Origin of the sequence: Janthinobacterium sp. CG_23.3 (genome assembly GCF_046115965.1) — a bacterium.
Classification (GTDB): domain Bacteria; phylum Pseudomonadota; class Gammaproteobacteria; order Burkholderiales; family Burkholderiaceae_D; genus Janthinobacterium.
Genome location: NZ_JBJXIB010000078.1, coordinates 1 through 20,004 on the forward strand (window position 1 = coordinate 1; position 20,004 = coordinate 20,004).

A 20,004-nucleotide genomic window follows, 5' to 3' on the forward strand; every position below is an offset into this window, starting at 1 on the left:
AAATATTGAGAGTAAACGCCTTTCTCAACGAGTTTACAAGCAATATTTGCCAACTTCGCCATCGGCTACACCTTCGCCTTCATGCAATCGCCCTGACGATCCGGCGCAAGCGCTTGACAGACCGGCGGCAAACTGCAACCATACCGCCATGAAATCATTTGAATCACATCGCGCTTGCTTGAATTGGTGGTCCCGCTCTCAGCGCGCGGCCACTTCATTGTGATGTGATTTTTTATCAACGCCGCCTCGATCTGGTGGCGTTGTTGTTTCGCGCGGCTTGATGGGGGCGACCGAAAGGAACCCCGATGAGCTTGCCAACCCAGCCTACTTCCCCGTCCGTCATCCTGACCGGCGACCGCCCGACCGGTCCGCTCCACCTGGGCCACTTCGTCGGCAGCCTGCGCAACCGCGTCGCCTACCAGCACGACTACCGGCAATACATCATGCTGGCCGACGCCCAGGCGCTGACCGACAACATGGACGACACCGGCAAGGTGCACCGCAACGTCGTCGAGGTGGCGCTGGACTACCTGGCCGTCGGCATCGACCCGGCCAAGTCGACCATCCTGATCCAGTCGCAGATTCCGGAACTGGCCGAGCTGACCTTCTATTACCTGAACATCGTCACCGTCGCCCGCCTCGAACGCAACCCGACGGTCAAGGAAGAGATCCGCCTGCGCGGCTTCGAGCGCGACATCCCGGCCGGCTTCCTGACGTATCCGGCCAGCCAGGCGGCCGACATCACCGCCTTCAAGGCGTCGCTGGTGCCGGTCGGCGAGGACCAGATCCCGATGATCGAGCAGACCAATGAAATCGTGCGCCGCTTCAACCGCGTCGCCGACCGCGAAGTGCTGGTCGAGTGCAAGGCGCTGGTGCCGGAAATCGGCCGCCTGCCCGGCATCGACGGCAAGGCCAAGATGAGCAAGTCGCTCGGCAACACCATCAACCTGGGCGCCAGCGCCGACGAGATCCGCGCCGCCGTCAAGAAGGTCTACACCGACCCGCTGCACCTGCGCGTGCAAGACCCCGGCCACGTCGAGGGCAACGTCGCCTTCACCTACCTCGACGCCTTCGACCTGGACCCGGCCGGCCTGGCCGAGATGAAGGCGCACTACCAGCGCGGCGGCCTGGGCGACACCGTCGTCAAGGCGCGCCTGGAAGCGTGCCTGCAGGAACTGCTGGCGCCGATCCGCGCCCGCCGTGAAGAGCTGGCCAAGGACCGCGGCTACATCCTGCAAATCCTCAAGGAAGGCACCTACAAGGCGCGCGAAGTGGCGGCCAAGACCGCCGACGAAGTCAAGGCCGCGCTGGGTTTGAGCTACTTCTGATTTGTCGCCCGCCGCGCGCCTCACCAACACGCGCGGCGCAAGCTTGGTTTTCCGGCGTCGGCGGCGGCTCGGCGTCGGCTTACGCTGCCGCTAATCCGACCGACGATCGACGCCAGCGGTTTTGCTTAACTCCCCGGCAATTCCCCGCAGTAAGGTAAAATACCCGGCTCGTTCGTCCGCCCGTCCCCATTCAGTGAGAATCCGCATGCAAACCTTTATTATCGGCAAAGACGCCGCCCTCGAATCGACCATCGACACCATGCAGAAGAAGCTGGCGGCGCGCGGCTTCAAACTCAACGAGTCGTCGCTGCTGCACGAAGTCGACGGCATCTGGTCGACCCATATGAAGGACAACGACTGTCCGATGCTGTTCTCCAACGGCAAGGGCGCGACCGAACTGGCGGCCCGCGCCAGCGCCTATGGCGAGTTCTTCGAACGCCTCGGCACGCACTATTTCTGGACCCATTTCTACCTCGGTGAAACGCGCGCCAAGCGGCCGTTCGTGCATTATCCGCAAGAGCGCTGGTTCGCCCCGACCGAAGACGGCAAGTGGCCGGCCGAGATCCTCAACGCCGACCTGCACGCCTTCTACAATCCCGAAGGCGACATCGGCGACGACGTGCTGGTCGACCTGAACTCGGGCAACGTCGAGCGCGGCATCTGCGCGCTGCCGTACACCCGCCTGCGCGACGACAGCCAAGCCCTGATCCCGGTCAACATCATCGGCAACCTGTACGTCAGCAACGGCATGGCCGCCGGCAACACGCTGATGGAGGCGCGCACCCAGGCGCTGTCGGAAATTTTCGAGCGCGCCATCAAATACCGCATCATCGCCGAAGGCCTGTGCCTGCCGGAAGTGCCGGACGAGGTCATCGCCCGCTTCCCGAGCATCCAGGCCGGCATCGCCGGTTTGCGCAAGGCCGGCTTCGGCATCCTGGTCAAGGACGCCTCGCTGGGCGGCAAGTACCCGGTGATGAACGTGACGCTGGTGCATCCGAAGGACCAGGGCGTGTTCTCCAGCTATGGCGCGCACCCGCGCTTTGAAATCGCGCTGGAGCGCGCCATGACCGAATTGCTGCAGGGCCGCGCGCTCGACTCGCTGGAAGGCTTCCCGGAGCCGGGCTTCGACATGGACGAGATCAACGCCGTCGCCAACCTGGAAATCCACTTCGTCGATTCGAGCGGCGTGATCAGCTGGAACTTCATGGGCGACACGCCGGACTTCCCGTTCGCCGACTGGAACTTCAGCAACACCACGGCCGAAGACTACCAGTGGCTGGTCGACTGCATCCACGGCGAAGGCAAGGATATCTACGTCGCCGACTTCAGCGAGCAAGGCGCGTATAGCTGCCGCATCCTGGTGCCGGGCATGTCCGAAATCTATCCGGTCGAAGACCTGGAATGGGAAAACAACAGCATCGGCAACGGCATGCGTTCGCAACTGGTGCGCCTGCACGACTTGAGCGAAGACGAGGCCGAGGCATTGCTGGCCGACTTGCAAACGTCGAACCTGAACGACGAGCGGCCGCTGTGGGAAGTGCTGGGCCTGGCCGTTCCGCTGGGCACGCCGTGGAAACAGTTGCGCATCGGCGAACTGAAGACGCTGCTGGCCTTGGCGGTCGGCGACAAGGAAGCGATCCTCGAAGGTTGCGACTGGATCCACCACTTCAAGGATCTGGCGCCGGCGCGCCGCCTGGTGTACCGCTGCATCGAAAGCATCCTCAACGTCGGGGACGTGGACAACTACCGCCGTTCGCTGGTTATGCTGTACGGCGCGGAAACCGTGCGCCAGGCCGAAGCGCTGCTGGAGCGCAGCGAGCGTTTCTTCGGCCTGGAAACCCTGGGCGTGGATTTCGAAGGCAGCGCGATGCACCAGACGCTGCTGGCGGCCTACGACAAGCTGTTCGCGGCCGACCGCTAAGCGTGGGCGACGCGGCGCCGGGCTGGGGCCTGCCCTACTGGGTGGCGGCGACCTACCTGGTCGCCAGCGCGCTGTGCTTCATCGCCTACGCCGTCGACAAGTCCGCCGCCAAGGCGAAGCGCCGCCGCACGCCGGAGCGCACGCTGCTGCTGCTCGGCCTGGCCTGCGGCTGGCCCGGCGCCGTGCTGGCCCAGCAGTGGCTTCGGCACAAGTCGAGCAAGGCCTCGTTTCGCTGGAAGTTTTGGGGGACGGTGGCGCTGAACGTGGCCGCGTTGGCGGCCGTCGGCTATGCGGTGCCGGCCCGTTGAACGGGCCGCTGGCGGCATACCTACCCAGGGCAACGAGCCGGGGTCAGCCCTGAAGGCCCGACCCCGGGCTGACGCCCTTGCTGTTAATCGGCTCGACGTCGAGGCCGGCTAGGCTTGCTTCTTGAAAATCGGGTCGACGATGAATTGCTGCGCCTTGATGCGCAAGTCGCGCTCCTCGTCCAGCTCGGCCTTCACTTCGCCCAGTTCGTCGCGCTCCGCTTCCAGCAGGACCTTGGTGGCGGCCAGCTCGGCTTCGACGCGGCCCATCCCCTCCAGCCGCAGTTGCGCTTCGATCAGCTCGGCGCGCGCCAGCTCGGCCGCCTCTTCCAGCCGGGGAATATCCTCCAACTTGAACTGCGCCTTGGCCAGGTCCATGCGCGCCTGCTCGGCCGCCGCCTCCAGCCGCGGCAGGCTTTCCAGGCGCAACTGCGCCTTCGCCAGATCGGTGCGCGCCTGCCCCGCCACCACGCGTTCGCGCTCCAGCTCTTCCTTCAAGGCCTCCAGCTCGCCGCTCTGGGTGTCGATCAACTCCAACTGGCGCTCGTTCTCCGTCGCCAGGTCGGACGCCTCCTGCATGTGCTCGGCCATCTCCCCCTCCAGCACGGCACTGCTCGCGGCCACCTCCTGGCCGACGAAATCGAGTATCGCCCGCCGCAACACCGGCGACAGGTCGGCCACCGCCGCCACTTGGCGCTGCGTGGCCGATTTCTTGCGCTGCCACAGCTTGCTGATCGTTCCCAGGCATCCAATATTGCCCATCTGTTCGCGCAGCGCCCGCGAAGTCACCTTGACGCCATTGGCCTGGAGCGCCTCGGCGGCGGCGCCGACTTGCTCGGCGGTAATTTTTACTTCGCGTCCGATCATAATGTGCTCATCGAGTTGGTTAATGTTTGCTATCTTATATACGGCGTCAAAAGGCGTAAAGTTATTCTCGGTGATTATTACCATATCGCAACAAGAAAGCGCGCCGGCCGGCAACATGCGGCGCGCCGGCTGACAAAACTATAGGAAGCGGGAAACGGCGTGCAGCGCCAGGCCGACCAGGCCGCCGACCAGGGTGCCGTTGATGCGGATATACTGCAGGTCCTTGCCGACGTGCAGTTCGAACTTGCGCGCCACCGTGTCGGCGTCCCAGTTGCCGATGGCGCGCCGGACCACCGCCACGATCACGTCGCGCCGCTCGACGACGGTGTCGACCAGCACCGCCCGAATCCACACGTTGAGCTTGCCGCGGATCGCCGCGTCGTCGCTCAGCGCCCGGCTGAACACCCGCAGCGCCTGCTCGGCGCCGCCGGCCAGGCGCGAATCGGCCGCCGTCGCGTCGGCCAGCAGGCGCTGCTTGACATCCCGCCAAACCTGGCCGGCGTAGCCGCGAAACAGCGGATGGCCGAGGCTGTGGCCGACCAAGCCTTGCAACTTCTCTTCGTACTCGGGCGAGGTGGCCAGGTTGGCGATCAACTCCTCGGTGGCGCTGTGGAAGCGCGCGCGCCACTCGCTGTCCGCGCCCTGGATTTCACCCAGGATCGCCTGCACGCCCTCCATCAGGCGCTCGAAGAATTTTTCGTCGACCGCCTTGGGCAGCCAACGCGGACTGTTTTCATGGACTTTTTGGCGGATGTACGGGCGGTTCTCCTCCAGCGCCCGCGCGACGATGCCGAGGATCCGTTCAAGCAGCACGTGGTGCTGGCCGCCGGCCACCAGCACCGCCAGCACCTGCGCCAGCAGCGGCGCAAACTTGACATCCTTCATCGCGCCGGACAGCGCGCTGCGCATGAAGCGGGCCGCCTGCTCGTCCTCGACCAGGCGCAGCAGTGCCGGCAGCGCCGCCGCCACCTGGCCGGCGATGGCGCGGGCGTTGCCGTCGCGCGCCAGCCAGCGCGCCGCCGCGCCGGCGAAGTCGACCTGCGCCAATTCCTCGCCGACCACCTGGCGCGTGAGAAAATTGTGTTCAAGGAAACTGGCGATGCTCTCGCCGATGCGCTCCTTGTTGCGTGGAATGATGGCGGTGTGCGGAATCGGCAAGCCGAGCGGATGGCGGAACAGCGCCGTGACGGCGAACCAGTCGGCCAGCGCGCCCACCATCGCCGCCTCGGCGAAAGCGCCGACGATGACGAAGGCCGGGTGGCGCGCCCGCAGCAGGCGCGAGACGACGAACAATACCGCCATCAGCACCAGCAAGCCGGTGGCGATGCCGCGCATCCTGTTCAGTTGGGCCAGCTGCTGGCGTTCTTGCATGATCTGCCTTCCGTCGGCGGCGCCGCTTCGTTCCGCCTATTCCAGCAGCAAGCCGTTTTCCGAGAGCAAGTCCTGGACCAGTTCCAGCCGCAACACCGGATTTTCCTGCACCAGCAGGCGCTGCTTCTGGCCGACGTCGAGCGACAGCAAGTCGCACCAGCGATTGGCGACCCAGCCGCACTCGTCGAGTTTGAACGGCGGCGCCAGCGGCATCTTCGCCGCGGCAATCTGACGTTGCTGCAATGAACGGATCAGCGCGCCGAGGGCGTTGGCGACGTTTTGCAGCTCGGGCGGAATGGCCACGACCTTGTCCGGCGCCAGCATCCGCACCTCGGCCATCCACAGGCCGTTCTTCAGGCGCTCGCTGGCGCGCAGGCGGAAACGCTCGGCGCCAACGCACCGCACGTGCAGCAGGCCGGCCAGCGGCGCGTCCCAGTCGACCACCCGGGCCAGCGTACCGACCTCGCTGAGCGTCTCCAACTGGTCGGGCTTGCGCACCTCGGCCCCGGCGAGCAGGGCGACGACGCCGAAGGGCTGGTCGGCGGCGATGCATTTACTGACCATGTCCAGATAGCGCACCTCGAACACCTGCAAGGGCAAGTGGCCGTCGGGAAATAGGACCGTATTGAGCGGGAACAAGGGAATCGATGCCATTGCCCATGATGGCACGAATGGACATTTCGTGCGCGCCGGCTGTTGGGCGAGCGCGACGCCGGCGCCGACGGCAAACCAGGGGCGTCACCCCGGGGTCAGCGGCGCTTGGGCGTTTAGCGGTAGAAGCGGCGCTTGCCGGCGCGCTCGGCCGCTTTCGGCGCCATGTCCTTGAGTACTTTCTTGACCACGGTGCCGCCGGGCGCCGTCGCCGGCACCCGGTGCTCCGCCTCGAAGTCCGGCTCGTCGATGCGGCGCAGGGTTTGCCGGGTCAGCGCTTCGACCGCCGCCAGCAGCTCGACCTCGTCGGCGCACACCAGCGAAACCGCCTCGCCGCTGGCGCCGGCGCGGCCGGTGCGGCCGATGCGGTGGATGTAGTCTTCCGCCACGGTCGGCAGGTCGAAGTTGACCACATGCGGCAGATCGTCGATGTCGAGGCCGCGCGCGGCGACGTCGGTTGCCACCAGCACCTGCACGTCGGCCGCCTTGAAGCGGGCCAGCGCGCGCAGCCGGTTGGGCTGGGTCTTGTCGCCGTGGATGGCGTCGGCGCGGATGCCCTGCGCCAACAGGTGGCCGACCAGTTGCTCGACGCCCTTGCGGGTTTTCACGAATACCAACACTTGGCCCCAGCGCTTTTTCTTGAGCAGGTGGCAAAACAATTCGGGTTTGCGCTTTTTGTCGCACGGAATCACCCACTGCTTGACGCTTTTGACGGTGCTGTTGCGCGGACTCACTTCGATGCTGAGCGGGTCGCGCAGCAGTTTGCCGGCCATGGCGCGGATCGGCTCCGAGAAGGTGGCCGAGAACAGCAGGGTCTGGCGCTGCTTCGGCAGCGCCGCGAAAATCTGCTCCAGTTCGCGCGAAAAACCCAGGTCGAGCATGCGGTCGGCCTCGTCCAGCACCAGCGTTTGCAATTGCTCGAATTTGATGGCGTTCTGGCCGTACAGGTCGAGCAGGCGGCCCGGCGTGGCCACCAGCACGTCCAACCCTTTGCGCAATTTGCTCAGCTGCGGTTCGATGGCGACGCCGCCGTAGGCGACGAAGCAGCGCAGCGGCAGGTTGCCGCCGTAGGTGCGGAAGCTTTCGTAGACTTGCTCGGCCAGTTCGCGCGTCGGCACCAGCACCAGCGTGCGCACCGACTGCGGCGCCACCTGCCCTTCCATGGTCAGGCGCTGCAACAACGGCAGCGCGAAGCCGGCGGTTTTACCGGTGCCGGTCTGCGCCGCGGCCATCAGGTCGCGCCCGGCCAGCACGGCCGGAATGGCCTTGGCCTGCACCGGCGTCGGCTTCTGGTAGCCGAGTTCGTCAAGTGTGCGCAGCAGGGGATCGATAAGGCCGAGGGAGAGGAACGTCATTGAATATTACAACCTTGAAAACAAATACTACGGTGTGGGAGCTGGCGCGCAGGGGGGGGCTGCGGCGCCCAAAGCAAGATTATAGGGCATGGCCGGCCCGCCGGGTTCGACGCCGACCTGCCGGCCGCACGCCTGCCCCGCCGCGCCGCGCCGGCATGACCCGGCGAGCCAAACGGCGCCTATCGGCCGCAGTTTGCGCAGAATGCTTGTATTATCGAAAGCAACACGATCCAATACAAGGCGCGGCGCACAACCACGGTAGCGAGGAAACGGCATGGCAACTTATGACTATATTATTGTCGGCGGCGGCTCGGCCGGCTGCGTGCTGGCGAACCGCTTGTCGGCCGACCCGGCGGTGTCGGTCTGCCTGCTCGAGGCCGGCCCGGCCGACACGCACCCCTGCATCCGCCTGCCGATCGGCATCGTGTTCATGATGCTCAGCAAGGTGCTGAACTGGCGCTACTACACCGAGCCGCAGGCGCAGCTGAACCAGCGGCGCCTGTACTGGCCGCGCGGCAAGACGCTGGGCGGCAGCAGTTCCAGCAACGCCATGGTCTACACGCGCGGCCACGCGCACGACTACGACCACTGGGCGGCGCTGGGCAACCCGGGCTGGAGCTACGCCGACGTGCTGCCGCTGTTCAAGCGCGCCGAACACCACGAGCGCGGCGGCAACGACTACCACGGCGTCGGCGGCCCGCTCAACGTCGCCGACCAGCGCTCGCCGAACCTGCTGTCGGCGGTCTATCTGAGCGCCGCGGTCGAGGCCGGCCACGTCCGCAACGGCGACTTTAGCGGCGCCAGCCAGGAAGGCGTCGGCCTGTACCAGTTGACGCAGAAAAACGGCGAGCGCTGGAGCGTCGCGCGCGCCTACCTGCACCCGGTGCGCGGGCGCGCCAACCTGACGGTGCTGACCGGCGCGCGCGCCGGCAAGGTGCTGCTCGAAGGCAAGCGCGCCTGCGGCGTGGCCTACGTCCAGCGCGGCCGGCGCGGCGACATCGGCGCCCGCCGCGAAGTGATCCTGTGCGGCGGCGCCATCAACTCGCCGCAATTGCTGATGCTCTCGGGCATAGGGCCGCGGCAGGAACTGCTGCGCCACGGCATCGCGCCGCTGCACGCGTTGCCCGGCGTCGGCCAGAACCTGCAAGACCACCTGGACGTGCTGGTGGTACACCGCTGCGTGCAACCGGTGTCGCTGGGCATTTCGCTGCGCAACGTGCTGGCGCAGGGCAAGCACCTGCTCAACTACCTGCTGTTTCGCCACGGCCCCCTGACCACCAACGGCGCCGAGGGCGGCGGTTTCATCAAAAGCGACGCCGCGCAGCCGATCCCCGACCTGCAATTGCACTTCACGCCGGCCCACCTGGACGACCACGGCCGCAACCTCTCGCGCGCCGCCTATACGCTGTTCGGCCACGGCTATTCGCTGCACGTGTGCGACTTGCGGCCGAAAAGCCGCGGTCATATCGGCCTGAGCAGCGCCGAGCCGGACGCCGACGCCCGCATCGAACCGAACTATCTGTCCCATCCGGACGATATGGAAACGCTGCTGCGCGGCGTCAAGGCGGCCCGCGCGATACTTGGCGCCAGGGCCTTCGACCGCTTCCGCGGCGAGGAACTGTTCCCCGGCGCCGAGGCGCAAAGCGACGCGGCGCTGCGCGCCTTCATCCGCGCCAAGGCCGGCACCATCTACCACCCGGTCGGCACCTGCAAAATGGGCCACGACGCCATGGCCGTGGTCGACGCCGAACTGCGGGTGCACGGCATTGACGGACTGCGCGTGGTCGACGCCTCGATCATGCCGACTCTCATTGGCGGCAACACCAACGCGCCGACCGTGATGATCGCCGAAAAAGCCGCCGACCTGATCGCCCGGGCGCGGACCGGCGAAGCGGCGCCGCGCCAGACGGCCGGCCTGAGTAACAGCGCCTGAGCGCCGGCGCCCGGCCGGCCCGCTAGAACTTGATTTCCAGCGTGGCGCGCGCGACCATCGGGCTGGCGGCGGTGCCGCTGCGCGCCAGGCTGCCGTCGGCGTCGGTGTAACTGCTGGCGCTGAAGTCGTCCTGGCCCAGCAGGTTGGCCAGCGCCAGCCGCAGCCGGTGTTGCGGCGTGATTTTCCACAGCAGGTACAGGTCGACGTCGCGCCGCACCGCCGCGTAGGCGCGCTGCTGTTCGGAGATGCGCACCGCCCCGCCGTTGCGGAAGGCGAAGCTGGCGCCGGCGCTGAACGCCCCGCCCGCCGTCTTGTAGTCGATGCCGGCCACCGCGCTCAGCGGGGTTTGCTGGTCGAGCCGGTTGTCCGGCCCCGGCACCGCGTCGACGCGCGACCAGTTGCGGCTGACGCTGGCGCGCAGGTCGATCGCCGGCGCGCCGGCGAGCACCGCGCGCAGCGGCAGTTTGGCTTCCAGTTCGATGCCGCGGGTGACGGCGCGGCCGTCGTTGACCGGCGTCGACAGCCAGCGGCCGCCTTCCAACAGCAGGCCCTGGCGGGTGTAGCCGTCGATGCGCCGCAGCGACGCGCTCGCGCTCAGCAGCGCGCCGTCGGCCCAGTAGTGTTCGTAGGAGCCGTCCAGGCCCAGCGCTAGTTCCGGCTGCAGCCGCGGGTTGCCGCGCCGGTCGGGTTCGGTCTGGCTGTTGTTGAGCGAGGTGAAGCGGCGCGGGATCAAGCTGGCGGTCGTCGGCGCCTTGTAGGTGCGCGTCAACGCCAGGCGCAGCTGGTCCTTGCTGTTGGGTAGCTTCCACAGCGTGTGCAGCAAGGGACTCCAGACGCCGTTGCGCTGGCGCACCGTGTCGTAGAGCGCGCTTGCGCTGCGGGTGGCCTGGCCCTCCCAGCGCAGCCCGGCATACACCGACCAGCGCGGCGTGACGTTCCATTCGTCCTGGCCGTACAGCGCCAGCCGACCGACCGTGGCGCTGAAGTCCTCGTCGCTGTTGACCGGCGCGCTGCCCGGCAGGTCGCGCTCGCGCTGGCGCCGGCTGTCGTCGCGGCGGCTGGCGCCGGCGTCCCAGCCGGCCGACAACGCGTGGCGCTCGCGCAGCGGCGTGGCGTACTTGCCGGTGGCGCTGAAACCGCGTTCGGTCGAGACGGCCAGCACGCTACTGTCGCGCGCCAGCACGCCGCCGTTGCTGCCGGTGCTGCGCGTGTCGTTGCTGTTGTGGCCGGCGTTGGCGCCGATTTTGAGGTCGAGCTTGGCGCCGTCGGCCAGCGTGTGCGTCCAGCCCAGGTCGCTGCGGACGAAATTGCCGCGCCGGCTGCCCAACTGCTCGTCGCGCTCGAAGGCCGGCGCGCGCCCGTACTCGGTGGTCCTGGCGCCCCGCCCGCGGCCGCTGTTGCGGTTGGCGTTGACAAAACTTTGCGAGCTCAGCGTGTCGCCGTTGGCCAGCGTCCAGTTCAGGCGCGGCGCCAGATTCAGGTTGTCATTGCGCCCGACGCCCTGGCCGCTGATACGCCGCAACAGGGTCGGCGTGCCGTCGGCCGCGGCGCCGCTCTCCACGGTGTCGCCGCGCTGGTCGAAGAAGTTGCGGTGCAGCGCCCCGGTCAGCGAATACGACATCGCGCCGGCGCGGTCGGACAGTTGCAGGTTGCCGGTCCCGCTGCGTTGGGTGCCGCCGCCGGCGTAGGCGATTTTCGCCTCGCGCTGGGCGTCCTTGATGGTTTTGCGCAGTACGATGTTAATCGTACCGGCGATCGCCTGGGTGCTGAATTCGGCGCTGGCCGCGCGCATGACCTCGATGCGCTCGATCAGCTCGGGCGCCAGCGCGTCGATGGAGAAGCCGGCCGGCGCGCGCTCGCCGTTGAGCAGGACCTGGGTATAGCCCGCGCCCAGGCCGCGCATGCGCACGCCACCGCCAATGACGGTGACGCCCGGCACGCGCTTGAGCACATCGAGCACCGAGGTGTCGCCGTAGCGCAGGATTTCCTCGCTGCCAACGACGGTCTTGCTGGCGGTGTCGTCGCGGCGCGGGTCGTAGCGGGCGCCGTTGATTTCGACCCGTTGCGGCGCCGGCGCGGCGGCCGGCTTCGTCGCCGCCTGCGTCGCGGGCTGGGGCGGCTGCGCGTGCGCCTCGGCGCCGGCCGGGGCCTGCTCGGCGTGGGCGCCGCACGCGGCCAGCGCGGCGGCGGCGATCGTCAAGCGGGCGGATAAGTGGCGGCTGGGCATAAATAACAATAGCGGTGAAGAAAATGCGGTATTGTCCGTCAGTTTGATCCGCTTGCATTAAGTTAAAGGAAATATTTCTTTAGATATGCACGGACGCTCCGCCGGATTGCTCCCAGCCCCGCGCCGCGCCGTTATAATTCGACTTCGTCTTTGTCAGAGGCCTTATCGTGTCCGATCGTCTTGCCGTTTTGCCGCAGTACCTGCTCCCCAAGGGGGCCTTGACCAATTTCGCCGGCCGCGTCGCCGGCGCCAGGGGGGGCGCGATGACGACCCGGCTGATCCGCTGGTTCGTCGGCCGCTACGACGTCAACATGGACGAGGCGCTCGATCCGCAGATCGCCAACTACGCCAGTTTCAACGAATTCTTCACGCGCGCGCTGCGCCCGGACGCGCGCCCGCTGGCGGCGGCCGACTACATTTGCCCGGTGGACGGGCGTATCAGCCAGTTCGGCCCGATCCGGGACGACCAGATCTTCCAGGCCAAGGGACACAATTTCAGCACCACCGCGCTGGTCGGCGGCGACAGCGAACTGGCCGCCAAGTTCCAGCACGGCAGCTTCGCCAACCTGTACCTGAGTCCGCGCGACTACCACCGCATCCATATGCCGTGCGACGGGCGCCTGACGCGCATGATCTACATCCCGGGCGAGTTGTTCTCGGTCAACCCGACCACCGCGCGCGGCATTCCCGGCCTGTTCGCCCGCAACGAGCGCGTGGTCTGCGTGTTCGAGACGGCCCAGGGCCCGTTCGTCATGACCCTGGTCGGCGCCACCATCGTCGGCAGCATGGCCACGGTCTGGCACGGCGTCGTCAATCCGCCGCGGGCGCCGTCGATTCGCAGCTGGAGTTACGACGAGCGCGACATCCGCTTGAAAAAAGGCGAGGAAATGGGCCGCTTCCTGCTGGGCTCGACCGTCGTCATGCTGTTCCCGAAAGACACGCTGCATTTCAATCCAAGCTGGCAGCCGGCCGGCCCGGTGCGCCTCGGCGAGGCGATGGCGACGCTGTAGTCGGCCCGCCGGCGCCGCGCCGAGAACCAAGGGCGCAGGCCTTGACGGCCCGAGTCCGGCGTTGCGCCCCTGGTTTGGGGGCCGCCGCCGACTCAGGTGGGGCCGGAGGCGTCGTACATCTGCTCCATCATGTCCAGAAAAACGCGGGTCTTGGCCGGCATCAGGCGCCGGCCCGGAAACACCACCCACCCCGTCACGGTCGGGAAACTCCACTCCGGCAGCACCCGTACCAGCTCGCCGCTGGCCAGATACGGCGCGGCGAAGCGCTCGGTGCTGGCGGCGATGCCGATGCCGGTGCACGCCATGCGCACCAGCAATTCGGGTGAATTGGCCAGCAGGCGCGTCGGCAGGTCGCGGGTCCAGCGCGTTTTGCCGCGCAACAGGGTCCAGCGCGACAGGCCGTTGACCGTCGGCGGCAGACTCAACAAGTCATGCTGGAACAAGTCGTCCGGCTGCTCGGGCAGGCCGCGCAGGCTGGTGTAGGCCGGCGCCGCGTACAAAGCCAGCGTGCTGAAGCCCACGCGCCGCGCCGCCAGGCTGGCGTCGTCCGGCAAGTCGCCCATGCGGATCGCCAAATCGAAATTCTCCGCCAGCAGATCGACCCGCCGCGGCGACAAGTCCAGCTCCAGCGAAATGTCCGGATAGCGCTTGATGAAGGCGGCCAGCAGTTGCCCCATCGCCAGGTTGGCGACGTCGGCCGGCATCGATATGCGCAGCCGTCCGCTGGGCGCCAATTGCCGGTGCTGCACCAGCGCGGCCGCCGCCTCGGTTTCCTCGGCAACCTTGCGGGCGTGCTCCAGCAGGCTGGCGCCGAACTCGGTAAGCACCAGCTTGCGCGTGGTGCGTTGCAGCAGCCGCTCGCCCAGCCTGGCTTCCAGCAACGCGATGCGGCGCGACACGGTCGATTTCGGCAAGCCGACGCGCTCGGCGGCGCGGCTGAAGCTGCCGCACTCGACGATGCGGGCGAACAGCAGCAAGTCGCTCGGGTCTAAATCCATGGCATTGTTCCATTAACGGTTTAATGTTATCCATTCTAATGGCTTCCGCACTGGTTTTGGAACTGTTAAAGTTCTTCCATCGAAACACCAACCCCACCGACGGAGACCACACATGAACATCCTGCAAATCAATTCCAGCGCCCGCAGCAGCGGTTCCGAATCGACCCGCCTGGCCGATGCCATCGTCGCCCGCGTCAAGGCCGCCAACGCCGGCGCCAGCGTGAGCCGGCGCGACCTGGCCGCGCAACCGCACCCGGTCATCGACGAAGCGACGCTGCAGGCGCTGTTCACGCCGCCGTCCGAGCGCAACGCCGAGCAGGCGGCCCGCGTGGCGCTGGACGACGCCCTGATCGCCCAGGTGCAGGCGGCCGACGTCATCGTGATCGGCTCGCCGATGTACAACTTCGGCATCACCGTGCAACTGAAAAGCTGGTTCGACGCGATCGCCCGCGCCAACGTCACCTTCAAATACGGCGAAACCGGACCGGTCGGCCTGCTGTCGGGCAAGAAGGTCTACGTCGCGCTGGCCCGCGGCGGCATGCACCGCGACGCCGGCAGCGACACCCAGGTGCCGCACCTGAAAGCCTTCCTCACCTTAATCGGCCTGAGCGACGTGCAATTCATCTATGCCGAAGGCCTGGGCATGGGTCCCGACGCGGTGGCCAAGGCGCAGGCGCAAGCGGACGCCGACATCAACGCCGTGCTGGTGTAAATACCGGCGGGGAACGGGCCACGCGATTTTAGCAACTGGAGAATGACATGACACAAGCGATAGTGACACCGGAACGAGTGCAACACGGCCGCGGCATCGAGCGCGTCGTCGCCGGCCAGGCCGTGATGGACGGCGCCGGCGTCAAAATCAACCGGGTGCTGACGCAAACCTTGCAGCGCCGCCTGGACCCCTTCCTGATGCTCGACGCCTTCGCCAGCGACAAGCCGAACGACTACCTGGCCGGCTTTCCCGAGCATCCGCACCGCGGCTTTGAAACCGTCTCCTACATGATCGCCGGGCGCATGCGCCATAAGGACAGCGCCGGCCACGAGGGCCTGCTGAGCAGCGGCGGCGTGCAATGGATGACGGCGGGGCGCGGCGTGATCCACTCGGAAATGCCGGAGCAGGAAGAAGGCGTGATGGAAGGCTTCCAGCTATGGCTGAACCTGCCGGCGGCCGACAAGATGCGCCAACCCTGGTACCGCGATTTCGCCAGCCAGGACATTCCGCGCTTCACCACGGCGGCCGGCGTGACCGTGCAAGTGATCGCCGGCAGCAGCCACGGCGTCGCCGGCGCGGTGCAGCGCGACGTCACCGAGCCGCTCTACCTCGACATCGCGCTGCCGGCCGGCGCCAACTACAGCCAGTTGCTGCCGCAGGGCCACAACGCCTTTTTCTACACCTTCCGCGGCGCCGTCAGCGTCGGCGAGAAGGCGGTGCCGAGCGCGCGCATGGCGATTTTGGCCAACGGCGCCGGCGCCGACGGCGTGCGGATCCACGCCAGCGAAGCGAGCCGCGTCATCCTCATCGCCGGGCGCCCGCTGAACGAGCCGATCGCCCAGCACGGCCCGTTCGTCATGAACACCCAGGCCCAGCTGGCCGAAGCGATCGACGACTTCCGCGCCGGCCGCCTCGGCGAGTGAACGCGCGCCGGTGCGCTTCGGCGTTTGCGGCTAGAATCGCTGCATGGCTTCTACTTTTATTGCATGGCTCAAGTATTTGAGCCGGGTCTGCGGTTTCGATACCGCCGACTCGTTTCCGCCCGGTCATCCGTATGCGCGCACGCGCTGGAACGCCGCTTATTTTGATATCGCCTCCGACGTCAAGCCCGATGAGGTGGAGCGCCGCCTGTGCGCGGCCATTTCGAATACGCCCACGGTGTTCGCGTATATCGTCAATCCGACCCCGCGCATGCAGCGCGCCTTGTTTGGCGTACTCGATGAGCGCACGCGCCGCAACGGCAACGCCGGCGAGTTGGCGCTGTTGCTGATCGCCGCCTTCCGCAGCGCGCATACGCAGGAGGCGCTGCCCGGCCTGCGCGCCGCCATCCACGGCACGCGGCACGACGAGGCCGGCGAGCGGGTGCGCAGCCTGCTGGCGTTCCTGGCGCAGATGCAGTCGCCCTTCGATGTGATCGAGTCGCTGCCGGCGATTGCCGCGCCGCGCTAGGCCGGCCCGGCGAAGTTGCTCGGCACGTGGCGCTGGCGCAGCCGCATGAACGGCGTTTCGACCAGCCGGTATAGCAGCCAGCCGGCGGCGACGCTGGCCGCGGCCATCGCCAGCATGGCCGGCGCCGTGTCCGGCCCCATGCCCCATGCCATGTATACCGGTTTGAGCAGGATGCACAGTTGTTTGTGCGTCAGGTAGAGCGCGTACGACCACAGCGCCAGGCTGGCCGCGCCGGGCACGCGGGTGCGCCGCAGCAGCGAGGCCGGGCTGAGCGCGGAGAGGATCAGCAGCGCGACGCTGGCCGCCAGCAGCGGGTAGCCGAACACGCTGACGGCGTAACCGTAGCGGTCGCCGAGGAACAGGTAGATGCTCAGCGCGGCGCCGGCCAGCCCCGCCAGCAGGCTGCGGTTGCCGTGCGCGGTGGCGCGCGCCCACACCCGCGGATGGTGGTTTTTGAGCAGCGCCAGCGCGACGCCGGCCAGCAGTTCGTCGCAGCGGCACAGCGACGAGTAGTAGATGTATTTGTAGTAGGCCAGGCCGCCGCGCGCGTGGCCGACATAGTCGTCCCAGATGGAGGCGCGCAGCAGCATGCCGGCGGCGATGCCGGCCGCGAGCGCGCCCCAGGCCCACGCCAGCGAGCGGCGCCGCGCGGCGATCAGCAGCGCCAGCGCCGGCAGCAGCAGGTAGAACTGTTCCTCGACGCAGAGCGACCAGGCGTGCGAGAACACGGTGCCGGGGGTCAGGTTGATGTTCTGGGTGAAGCTCAGGTATTTCCACAGCGGCAGCATGGCGGCGTTGCCGCGCCACGCCGGCCAGCAGGCGTACAACGCCAGCACGACGTAGAAGTTGGGCAGGGTGCGCAGCAGGCGCCGCGCGTAGAAGTTTTTCAGCGAGAAGGGCCGGCCGCTGCGCAGCGCGGCGACGATCTGGTTGCCGATCAGGTAGCCGCTCAGGCCGAAGAACAGGTCGACGCCGATCCAGCCGGCCTCGCCGAGGAAGCCGAAGGCGCCGCCGTCGCTGACGAACAGCAGGTAGTGGTTCATGAAGACCAGGACGATGGCCAGCGCGCGCAGCGTGTCGAGGCCGTGGTTGCGGGCGGTGCCGGTGGCAGGTGTCATGTTGAACGGGGCGTTGGCGCCAGCGGGACCGGGCGCCCGCTCGACGCAGGCCGATGATGCCACGACGGCGCGGCCTTGGCCAGATTTTTCATGCGCCGGGCGCAATCCCGCTAGAATGGGGCGTGACCTTGTCCCCCATCGTTTCGGAGCCAGACCAGTATGCCGGCGAGCAGCCCAGCGCATTTTACGTCGTTTAACTATACCGGCCAGCGCGCCGGGCCGCGCCTGATCGTTCTCGGCGCCGTGCACGGCAACGAGACTTGCGGCACCCGGGCCATCGGCCGGCTGATGGCGCAGCTCGACGGCGGCGCGCTGCGCGTCGCCGCCGGCAGCCTGACCCTGGTACCGGTCGCCAATCCCTTGGCGTACGCCAGGGGCGAGCGCGCCGGCGAACGCAATCTGAACCGCCATCTCTTCCCCCACGACGCGCCGGCCGATTTCGAGGACCGCGTCGCCAACTGGCTGTGCCCTTTGCTGGCGCGGCATGACGTGCTGCTCGATTTGCATTCGTTCCAGGCGCCCGGCGAGGCGTTCGCGCTGGTCGGGCCGCGCGACAACGGCGGGCCGCTGGAGCCGTTCGCGCAGCAGGCCGCCGAACGCGCGCTGGCGCGCCGGCTCGGCGTGCGCCGCTTCGTCGACGGCTGGCTGGCCACCTACGCCATGGGCGTGCGGCGCCGTTCGGGCGCCGGCGTCGACGTCGCGCTGGCGCTGCGCTACGGCGTCGGCACCACCGAGTACATGCGGTCGAGCGGCGGCTACGCGATCACGCTGGAGTGCGGCCAGCACGCCGATCCGGCCGCGCCGCAGGTGGCTTACCGGGCGATCGTCAACGCCCTCGCCTTCCTCGGCCTGATCGAGGCGCCCGCGCCGGAGCCGGTCGGCGCCGCCGCGTTGGAGGCGCTGAGCATCGTCGCGGTGTACGACAAGGTTGACGCCGCCGATGCGTTTTGCCGCGACTGGCGCAGCTTCGACCGGCTGCGCCGGGGCGAGCCGATCGGCCGGCGCGCCGACGGCGCGCCCGTGCTGGCCGAGGCCGACGGCATCATGCTGTTTCCCGACGGCGCAGCGGCGCCCGGCGCCGAGTGGTTTTACTTCGCCCGCGCCAATCCGGCGTTTTAGCCGCGCCGGCGCGGGTCGATTGCGGCGCGCCGCCTCAGGGATACGGCGGCCGCGTCATCCTGAACAGCGACTCCGGCAGCACTTCGAAATAGTCGGCCGGGCCGCCGCCGCGCAGGATGTGGCCGGCGTTCGCGGTGTCGTAGACGCCGTCCCTGAGCAGCGCGCGGTCGATGTGGACGCCGACCACCTCGCCCAGCACCAGCCAGGCGCCCAGTTCGGCGCCGGCGGCGTCTTTCAGGCGCACGATCTGGCTGCAGCGGCATTCGAACGACACCGGGCTGTGCGCCACCCGCGGCGCCTGGACGATGCGGCTGGCGGCCGGGGTCAGGCCGGCCAGCGCGAATTCGTCGACGTCGGCCGGCGCCGGCGCGCTGCTGAGGTTCATCGCCTCGGCCAGCGGCCGGGTCGCCAGGTTCCAGACGAATTCGCCGCTCTGTTCGACGTTGCGCAGGCTGTCCTTGCGGCCCAGGCTGCAGAATCCGACAATGGGCGGCGTGTAGTTGAAGGCGTTGAAGAAGCTGTACGGCGCCAGGTTGAGCACGCCGTCCGCCGCGCGCGAGGAGATCCAGCCGATCGGCCGCGGCCCGACGATGGCGTTGAACGGGTCGTGCGGTAGGCCGTGGCCCTTGGCCGGTTCGTAGAAATGTGAATCGTCTGTCACGCTGGCTCCCTGGTGCTGGAAAAATGGCGGTGGTCTCAGTGCCCGGCGGATGGCGAGAACAGGTTGATGACGACGACGCCGGCGATGATCAGGCCCATCCCGAGCATGGTCGGCAGGTCGAGCGCCTGCTTGAACCAGATCCAGCCCACCGCCGAGATCAGAACGATGCCGGCGCCGGACCAGATCGCGTACACCATGCCGACCGGCAACACGCGTATCGTCAACGAGAGGCACCAGAACGCCACCGCGTAACCGACAATGGTAAGCACACTTGGCAGCAGGCGGCTGAAGCCGTCGCTTGCCTTGAGCGCGCTGGTGGCGATGATTTCACCGACGATGGCGATGGCCAGGTAGAGGTAGCTCAGGGTGGGGGTCAAGGTGGGGGTCATACCGCGTCCTTTCTATGGGTCATGCGTTCAAGTTGTCGCAGGAGTTCGGCGCGGCGCGCCGCGGCGATGGCGTGGCAGCCCAGCACGTCGTTGAGCCACAAGCCGTCGGCGGCGAGCCGGCACAGCAGCAGCGTCGCGCGTTCCTGCTCGCTGTCGGCCCGTTCCTCCGGTAGCGCTTCCTGGATGGCGCTGCTCCAACGCGCCCGCAGCGCCGGGTCGGCCAGCATGAGGATCGTCAGCGCCCGCCACGACGACTGTCCGTCGTGGTCCGCCATGTGCGCCGTGGCGCGCAGGTAGGCGCGGGTGACGCGGCCGTATGCCGACGCGCCAGCGTCGGCCTCGGCGGCCATCTCGGCGGCCATGACCTCTTGCACATGTTGCTGGGACTGCTCGAACAGCGCGTCCAGCAAGGCCTGTTTACTGCGGAAATGGTGTTGCAGGCCGCCTTTGCTGACGCCGGCCAGCGCCGCGACGCCGTCCATGCTGACGCCCTGGGCGCCGTGTTCAAGCGCCAGGTGGGCGGCGGCCCGCAGCAACTGCTGGCGCAACAGGTCGGGTTGTTTTTTGCGGCGGTGGGCGTCGGTCATGCG

Annotated in this window: 19 protein-coding genes; 9 read left to right on the forward strand and 10 right to left on the reverse strand. The window is 67.8% G+C overall.

Features of this window, described 5'->3' with window-relative positions; translation table 11 throughout:
* Positions 1–305: 305 nt before the first annotated feature.
* The 3 genes from trpS (at position 306) to ACFDR9_RS17715 (ending at position 3,557) form a co-directional block, all read left to right on the forward strand.
* Positions 306–1,328 (forward strand): tryptophan--tRNA ligase, encoded by a 1,023-nt coding sequence (gene trpS / locus ACFDR9_RS17705; RefSeq protein WP_017875852.1) that lies wholly within the window; start codon positions 306–308, stop codon positions 1,326–1,328.
* A gap of 205 nt (positions 1,329–1,533) precedes the next feature.
* The gene (gene ycaO / locus ACFDR9_RS17710) at positions 1,534–3,249 is read left to right on the forward strand and encodes a 30S ribosomal protein S12 methylthiotransferase accessory factor YcaO (RefSeq protein ID WP_409031828.1); all 1,716 of its coding nucleotides are present in this window, start codon (positions 1,534–1,536) and stop codon (positions 3,247–3,249) included.
* Positions 3,250–3,251: 2 nt separating this feature from the next.
* Positions 3,252–3,557, forward strand: coding sequence for a DUF1294 domain-containing protein (locus ACFDR9_RS17715; protein WP_409031829.1), 306 nt, complete (start codon positions 3,252–3,254; stop codon positions 3,555–3,557).
* A 108-nt stretch (positions 3,558–3,665) separates the two neighbouring features.
* On the opposite strand, the gene ACFDR9_RS17720 is transcribed toward ACFDR9_RS17715, so the two are convergent.
* The 4 genes from ACFDR9_RS17720 to ACFDR9_RS17735 form a co-directional block, all read right to left on the reverse strand.
* Positions 3,666–4,421: a DNA-binding protein gene (locus ACFDR9_RS17720; RefSeq protein WP_017875855.1), complete on the reverse strand. Its 756-nt coding sequence runs from the start codon at positions 4,419–4,421 to the stop codon at positions 3,666–3,668.
* 138 nt (positions 4,422–4,559) lie between these two features.
* The gene (locus ACFDR9_RS17725) at positions 4,560–5,792 is read right to left on the reverse strand and encodes a DUF445 domain-containing protein (RefSeq protein WP_409031830.1); all 1,233 of its coding nucleotides are present in this window, start codon (positions 5,790–5,792) and stop codon (positions 4,560–4,562) included.
* A gap of 36 nt (positions 5,793–5,828) precedes the next feature.
* Complete coding sequence (locus ACFDR9_RS17730; protein ID WP_017875857.1) at positions 5,829–6,446, reverse strand: LON peptidase substrate-binding domain-containing protein; 618 nt, start codon at positions 6,444–6,446, stop codon at positions 5,829–5,831.
* Positions 6,447–6,559: 113 nt separating this feature from the next.
* Complete coding sequence (locus ACFDR9_RS17735) at positions 6,560–7,798, reverse strand: DEAD/DEAH box helicase (protein WP_409031831.1); 1,239 nt, start codon at positions 7,796–7,798, stop codon at positions 6,560–6,562.
* A 274-nt stretch (positions 7,799–8,072) separates the two neighbouring features.
* Here ACFDR9_RS17735 and ACFDR9_RS17740 point away from each other — a divergent pair, with 274 nt between their 5' ends.
* On the forward strand, positions 8,073–9,731 hold the full coding sequence (locus tag ACFDR9_RS17740; RefSeq protein WP_409031832.1) for a GMC family oxidoreductase: 1,659 nt from the start codon (positions 8,073–8,075) through the stop codon (positions 9,729–9,731).
* Positions 9,732–9,753: 22 nt separating this feature from the next.
* On the opposite strand, the gene ACFDR9_RS17745 is transcribed toward ACFDR9_RS17740, so the two are convergent.
* Positions 9,754–11,931, reverse strand: a complete 2,178-nt coding sequence (locus tag ACFDR9_RS17745; RefSeq protein WP_409031833.1) for a TonB-dependent receptor plug domain-containing protein — start codon at positions 11,929–11,931, stop codon at positions 9,754–9,756.
* Positions 11,932–12,176: 245 nt separating this feature from the next.
* Here ACFDR9_RS17745 and asd point away from each other — a divergent pair, with 245 nt between their 5' ends.
* Positions 12,177–12,968, forward strand: coding sequence for an archaetidylserine decarboxylase (gene asd, locus ACFDR9_RS17750; RefSeq protein WP_409031834.1), 792 nt, complete (start codon positions 12,177–12,179; stop codon positions 12,966–12,968).
* Between the two features lie 92 nt (positions 12,969–13,060).
* Here the strand turns inward: asd and ACFDR9_RS17755 are convergent, their stop codons facing one another.
* On the reverse strand, positions 13,061–13,966 hold the full coding sequence (locus tag ACFDR9_RS17755; RefSeq protein WP_409031835.1) for a LysR family transcriptional regulator: 906 nt from the start codon (positions 13,964–13,966) through the stop codon (positions 13,061–13,063).
* A 112-nt stretch (positions 13,967–14,078) separates the two neighbouring features.
* Between ACFDR9_RS17755 and ACFDR9_RS17760 the strand changes: the two genes are divergently transcribed.
* Genes ACFDR9_RS17760 through ACFDR9_RS17770 form a run of 3 tightly spaced genes read left to right on the forward strand, consistent with a single transcriptional unit; the run spans position 14,079 to position 16,127 of the window.
* The gene (locus ACFDR9_RS17760; protein WP_409031836.1) at positions 14,079–14,678 is read left to right on the forward strand and encodes an FMN-dependent NADH-azoreductase; all 600 of its coding nucleotides are present in this window, start codon (positions 14,079–14,081) and stop codon (positions 14,676–14,678) included.
* Between the two features lie 47 nt (positions 14,679–14,725).
* Positions 14,726–15,601: a pirin family protein gene (locus tag ACFDR9_RS17765; protein ID WP_409031837.1), complete on the forward strand. Its 876-nt coding sequence runs from the start codon at positions 14,726–14,728 to the stop codon at positions 15,599–15,601.
* 43 nt (positions 15,602–15,644) lie between these two features.
* On the forward strand, positions 15,645–16,127 hold the full coding sequence (locus ACFDR9_RS17770; protein ID WP_409031838.1) for a hypothetical protein: 483 nt from the start codon (positions 15,645–15,647) through the stop codon (positions 16,125–16,127).
* Here ACFDR9_RS17770 and ACFDR9_RS17775 read toward each other — a convergent pair.
* The gene (locus tag ACFDR9_RS17775; protein WP_409031839.1) at positions 16,124–17,245 is read right to left on the reverse strand and encodes an acyltransferase family protein; all 1,122 of its coding nucleotides are present in this window, start codon (positions 17,243–17,245) and stop codon (positions 16,124–16,126) included. The genes ACFDR9_RS17770 and ACFDR9_RS17775 overlap by 4 nt on opposite strands.
* A 159-nt stretch (positions 17,246–17,404) precedes the next feature.
* Here ACFDR9_RS17775 and ACFDR9_RS17780 point away from each other — a divergent pair, with 159 nt between their 5' ends.
* The gene (locus ACFDR9_RS17780) at positions 17,405–18,364 is read left to right on the forward strand and encodes a succinylglutamate desuccinylase/aspartoacylase family protein (RefSeq protein ID WP_409031840.1); all 960 of its coding nucleotides are present in this window, start codon (positions 17,405–17,407) and stop codon (positions 18,362–18,364) included.
* A gap of 34 nt (positions 18,365–18,398) precedes the next feature.
* Here ACFDR9_RS17780 and ACFDR9_RS17785 read toward each other — a convergent pair whose 3' ends face one another.
* Genes ACFDR9_RS17785 through ACFDR9_RS17795 form a run of 3 tightly spaced genes read right to left on the reverse strand, consistent with a single transcriptional unit; the run spans position 18,399 to position 20,001 of the window.
* On the reverse strand, positions 18,399–19,025 hold the full coding sequence (locus ACFDR9_RS17785; protein ID WP_017875868.1) for a flavin reductase family protein: 627 nt from the start codon (positions 19,023–19,025) through the stop codon (positions 18,399–18,401).
* A gap of 35 nt (positions 19,026–19,060) precedes the next feature.
* A complete protein-coding gene (locus ACFDR9_RS17790) occupies positions 19,061–19,414 on the reverse strand; it encodes a multidrug efflux SMR transporter (RefSeq protein ID WP_017875869.1) in 354 nt (117 codons plus the stop codon).
* The gene (locus ACFDR9_RS17795; RefSeq protein ID WP_017875870.1) at positions 19,411–20,001 is read right to left on the reverse strand and encodes a TetR/AcrR family transcriptional regulator; all 591 of its coding nucleotides are present in this window, start codon (positions 19,999–20,001) and stop codon (positions 19,411–19,413) included. Before ACFDR9_RS17795 ends, ACFDR9_RS17790 begins: the two co-directional genes overlap by 4 nt.
* Positions 20,002–20,004: the final 3 nt, after the last annotated feature.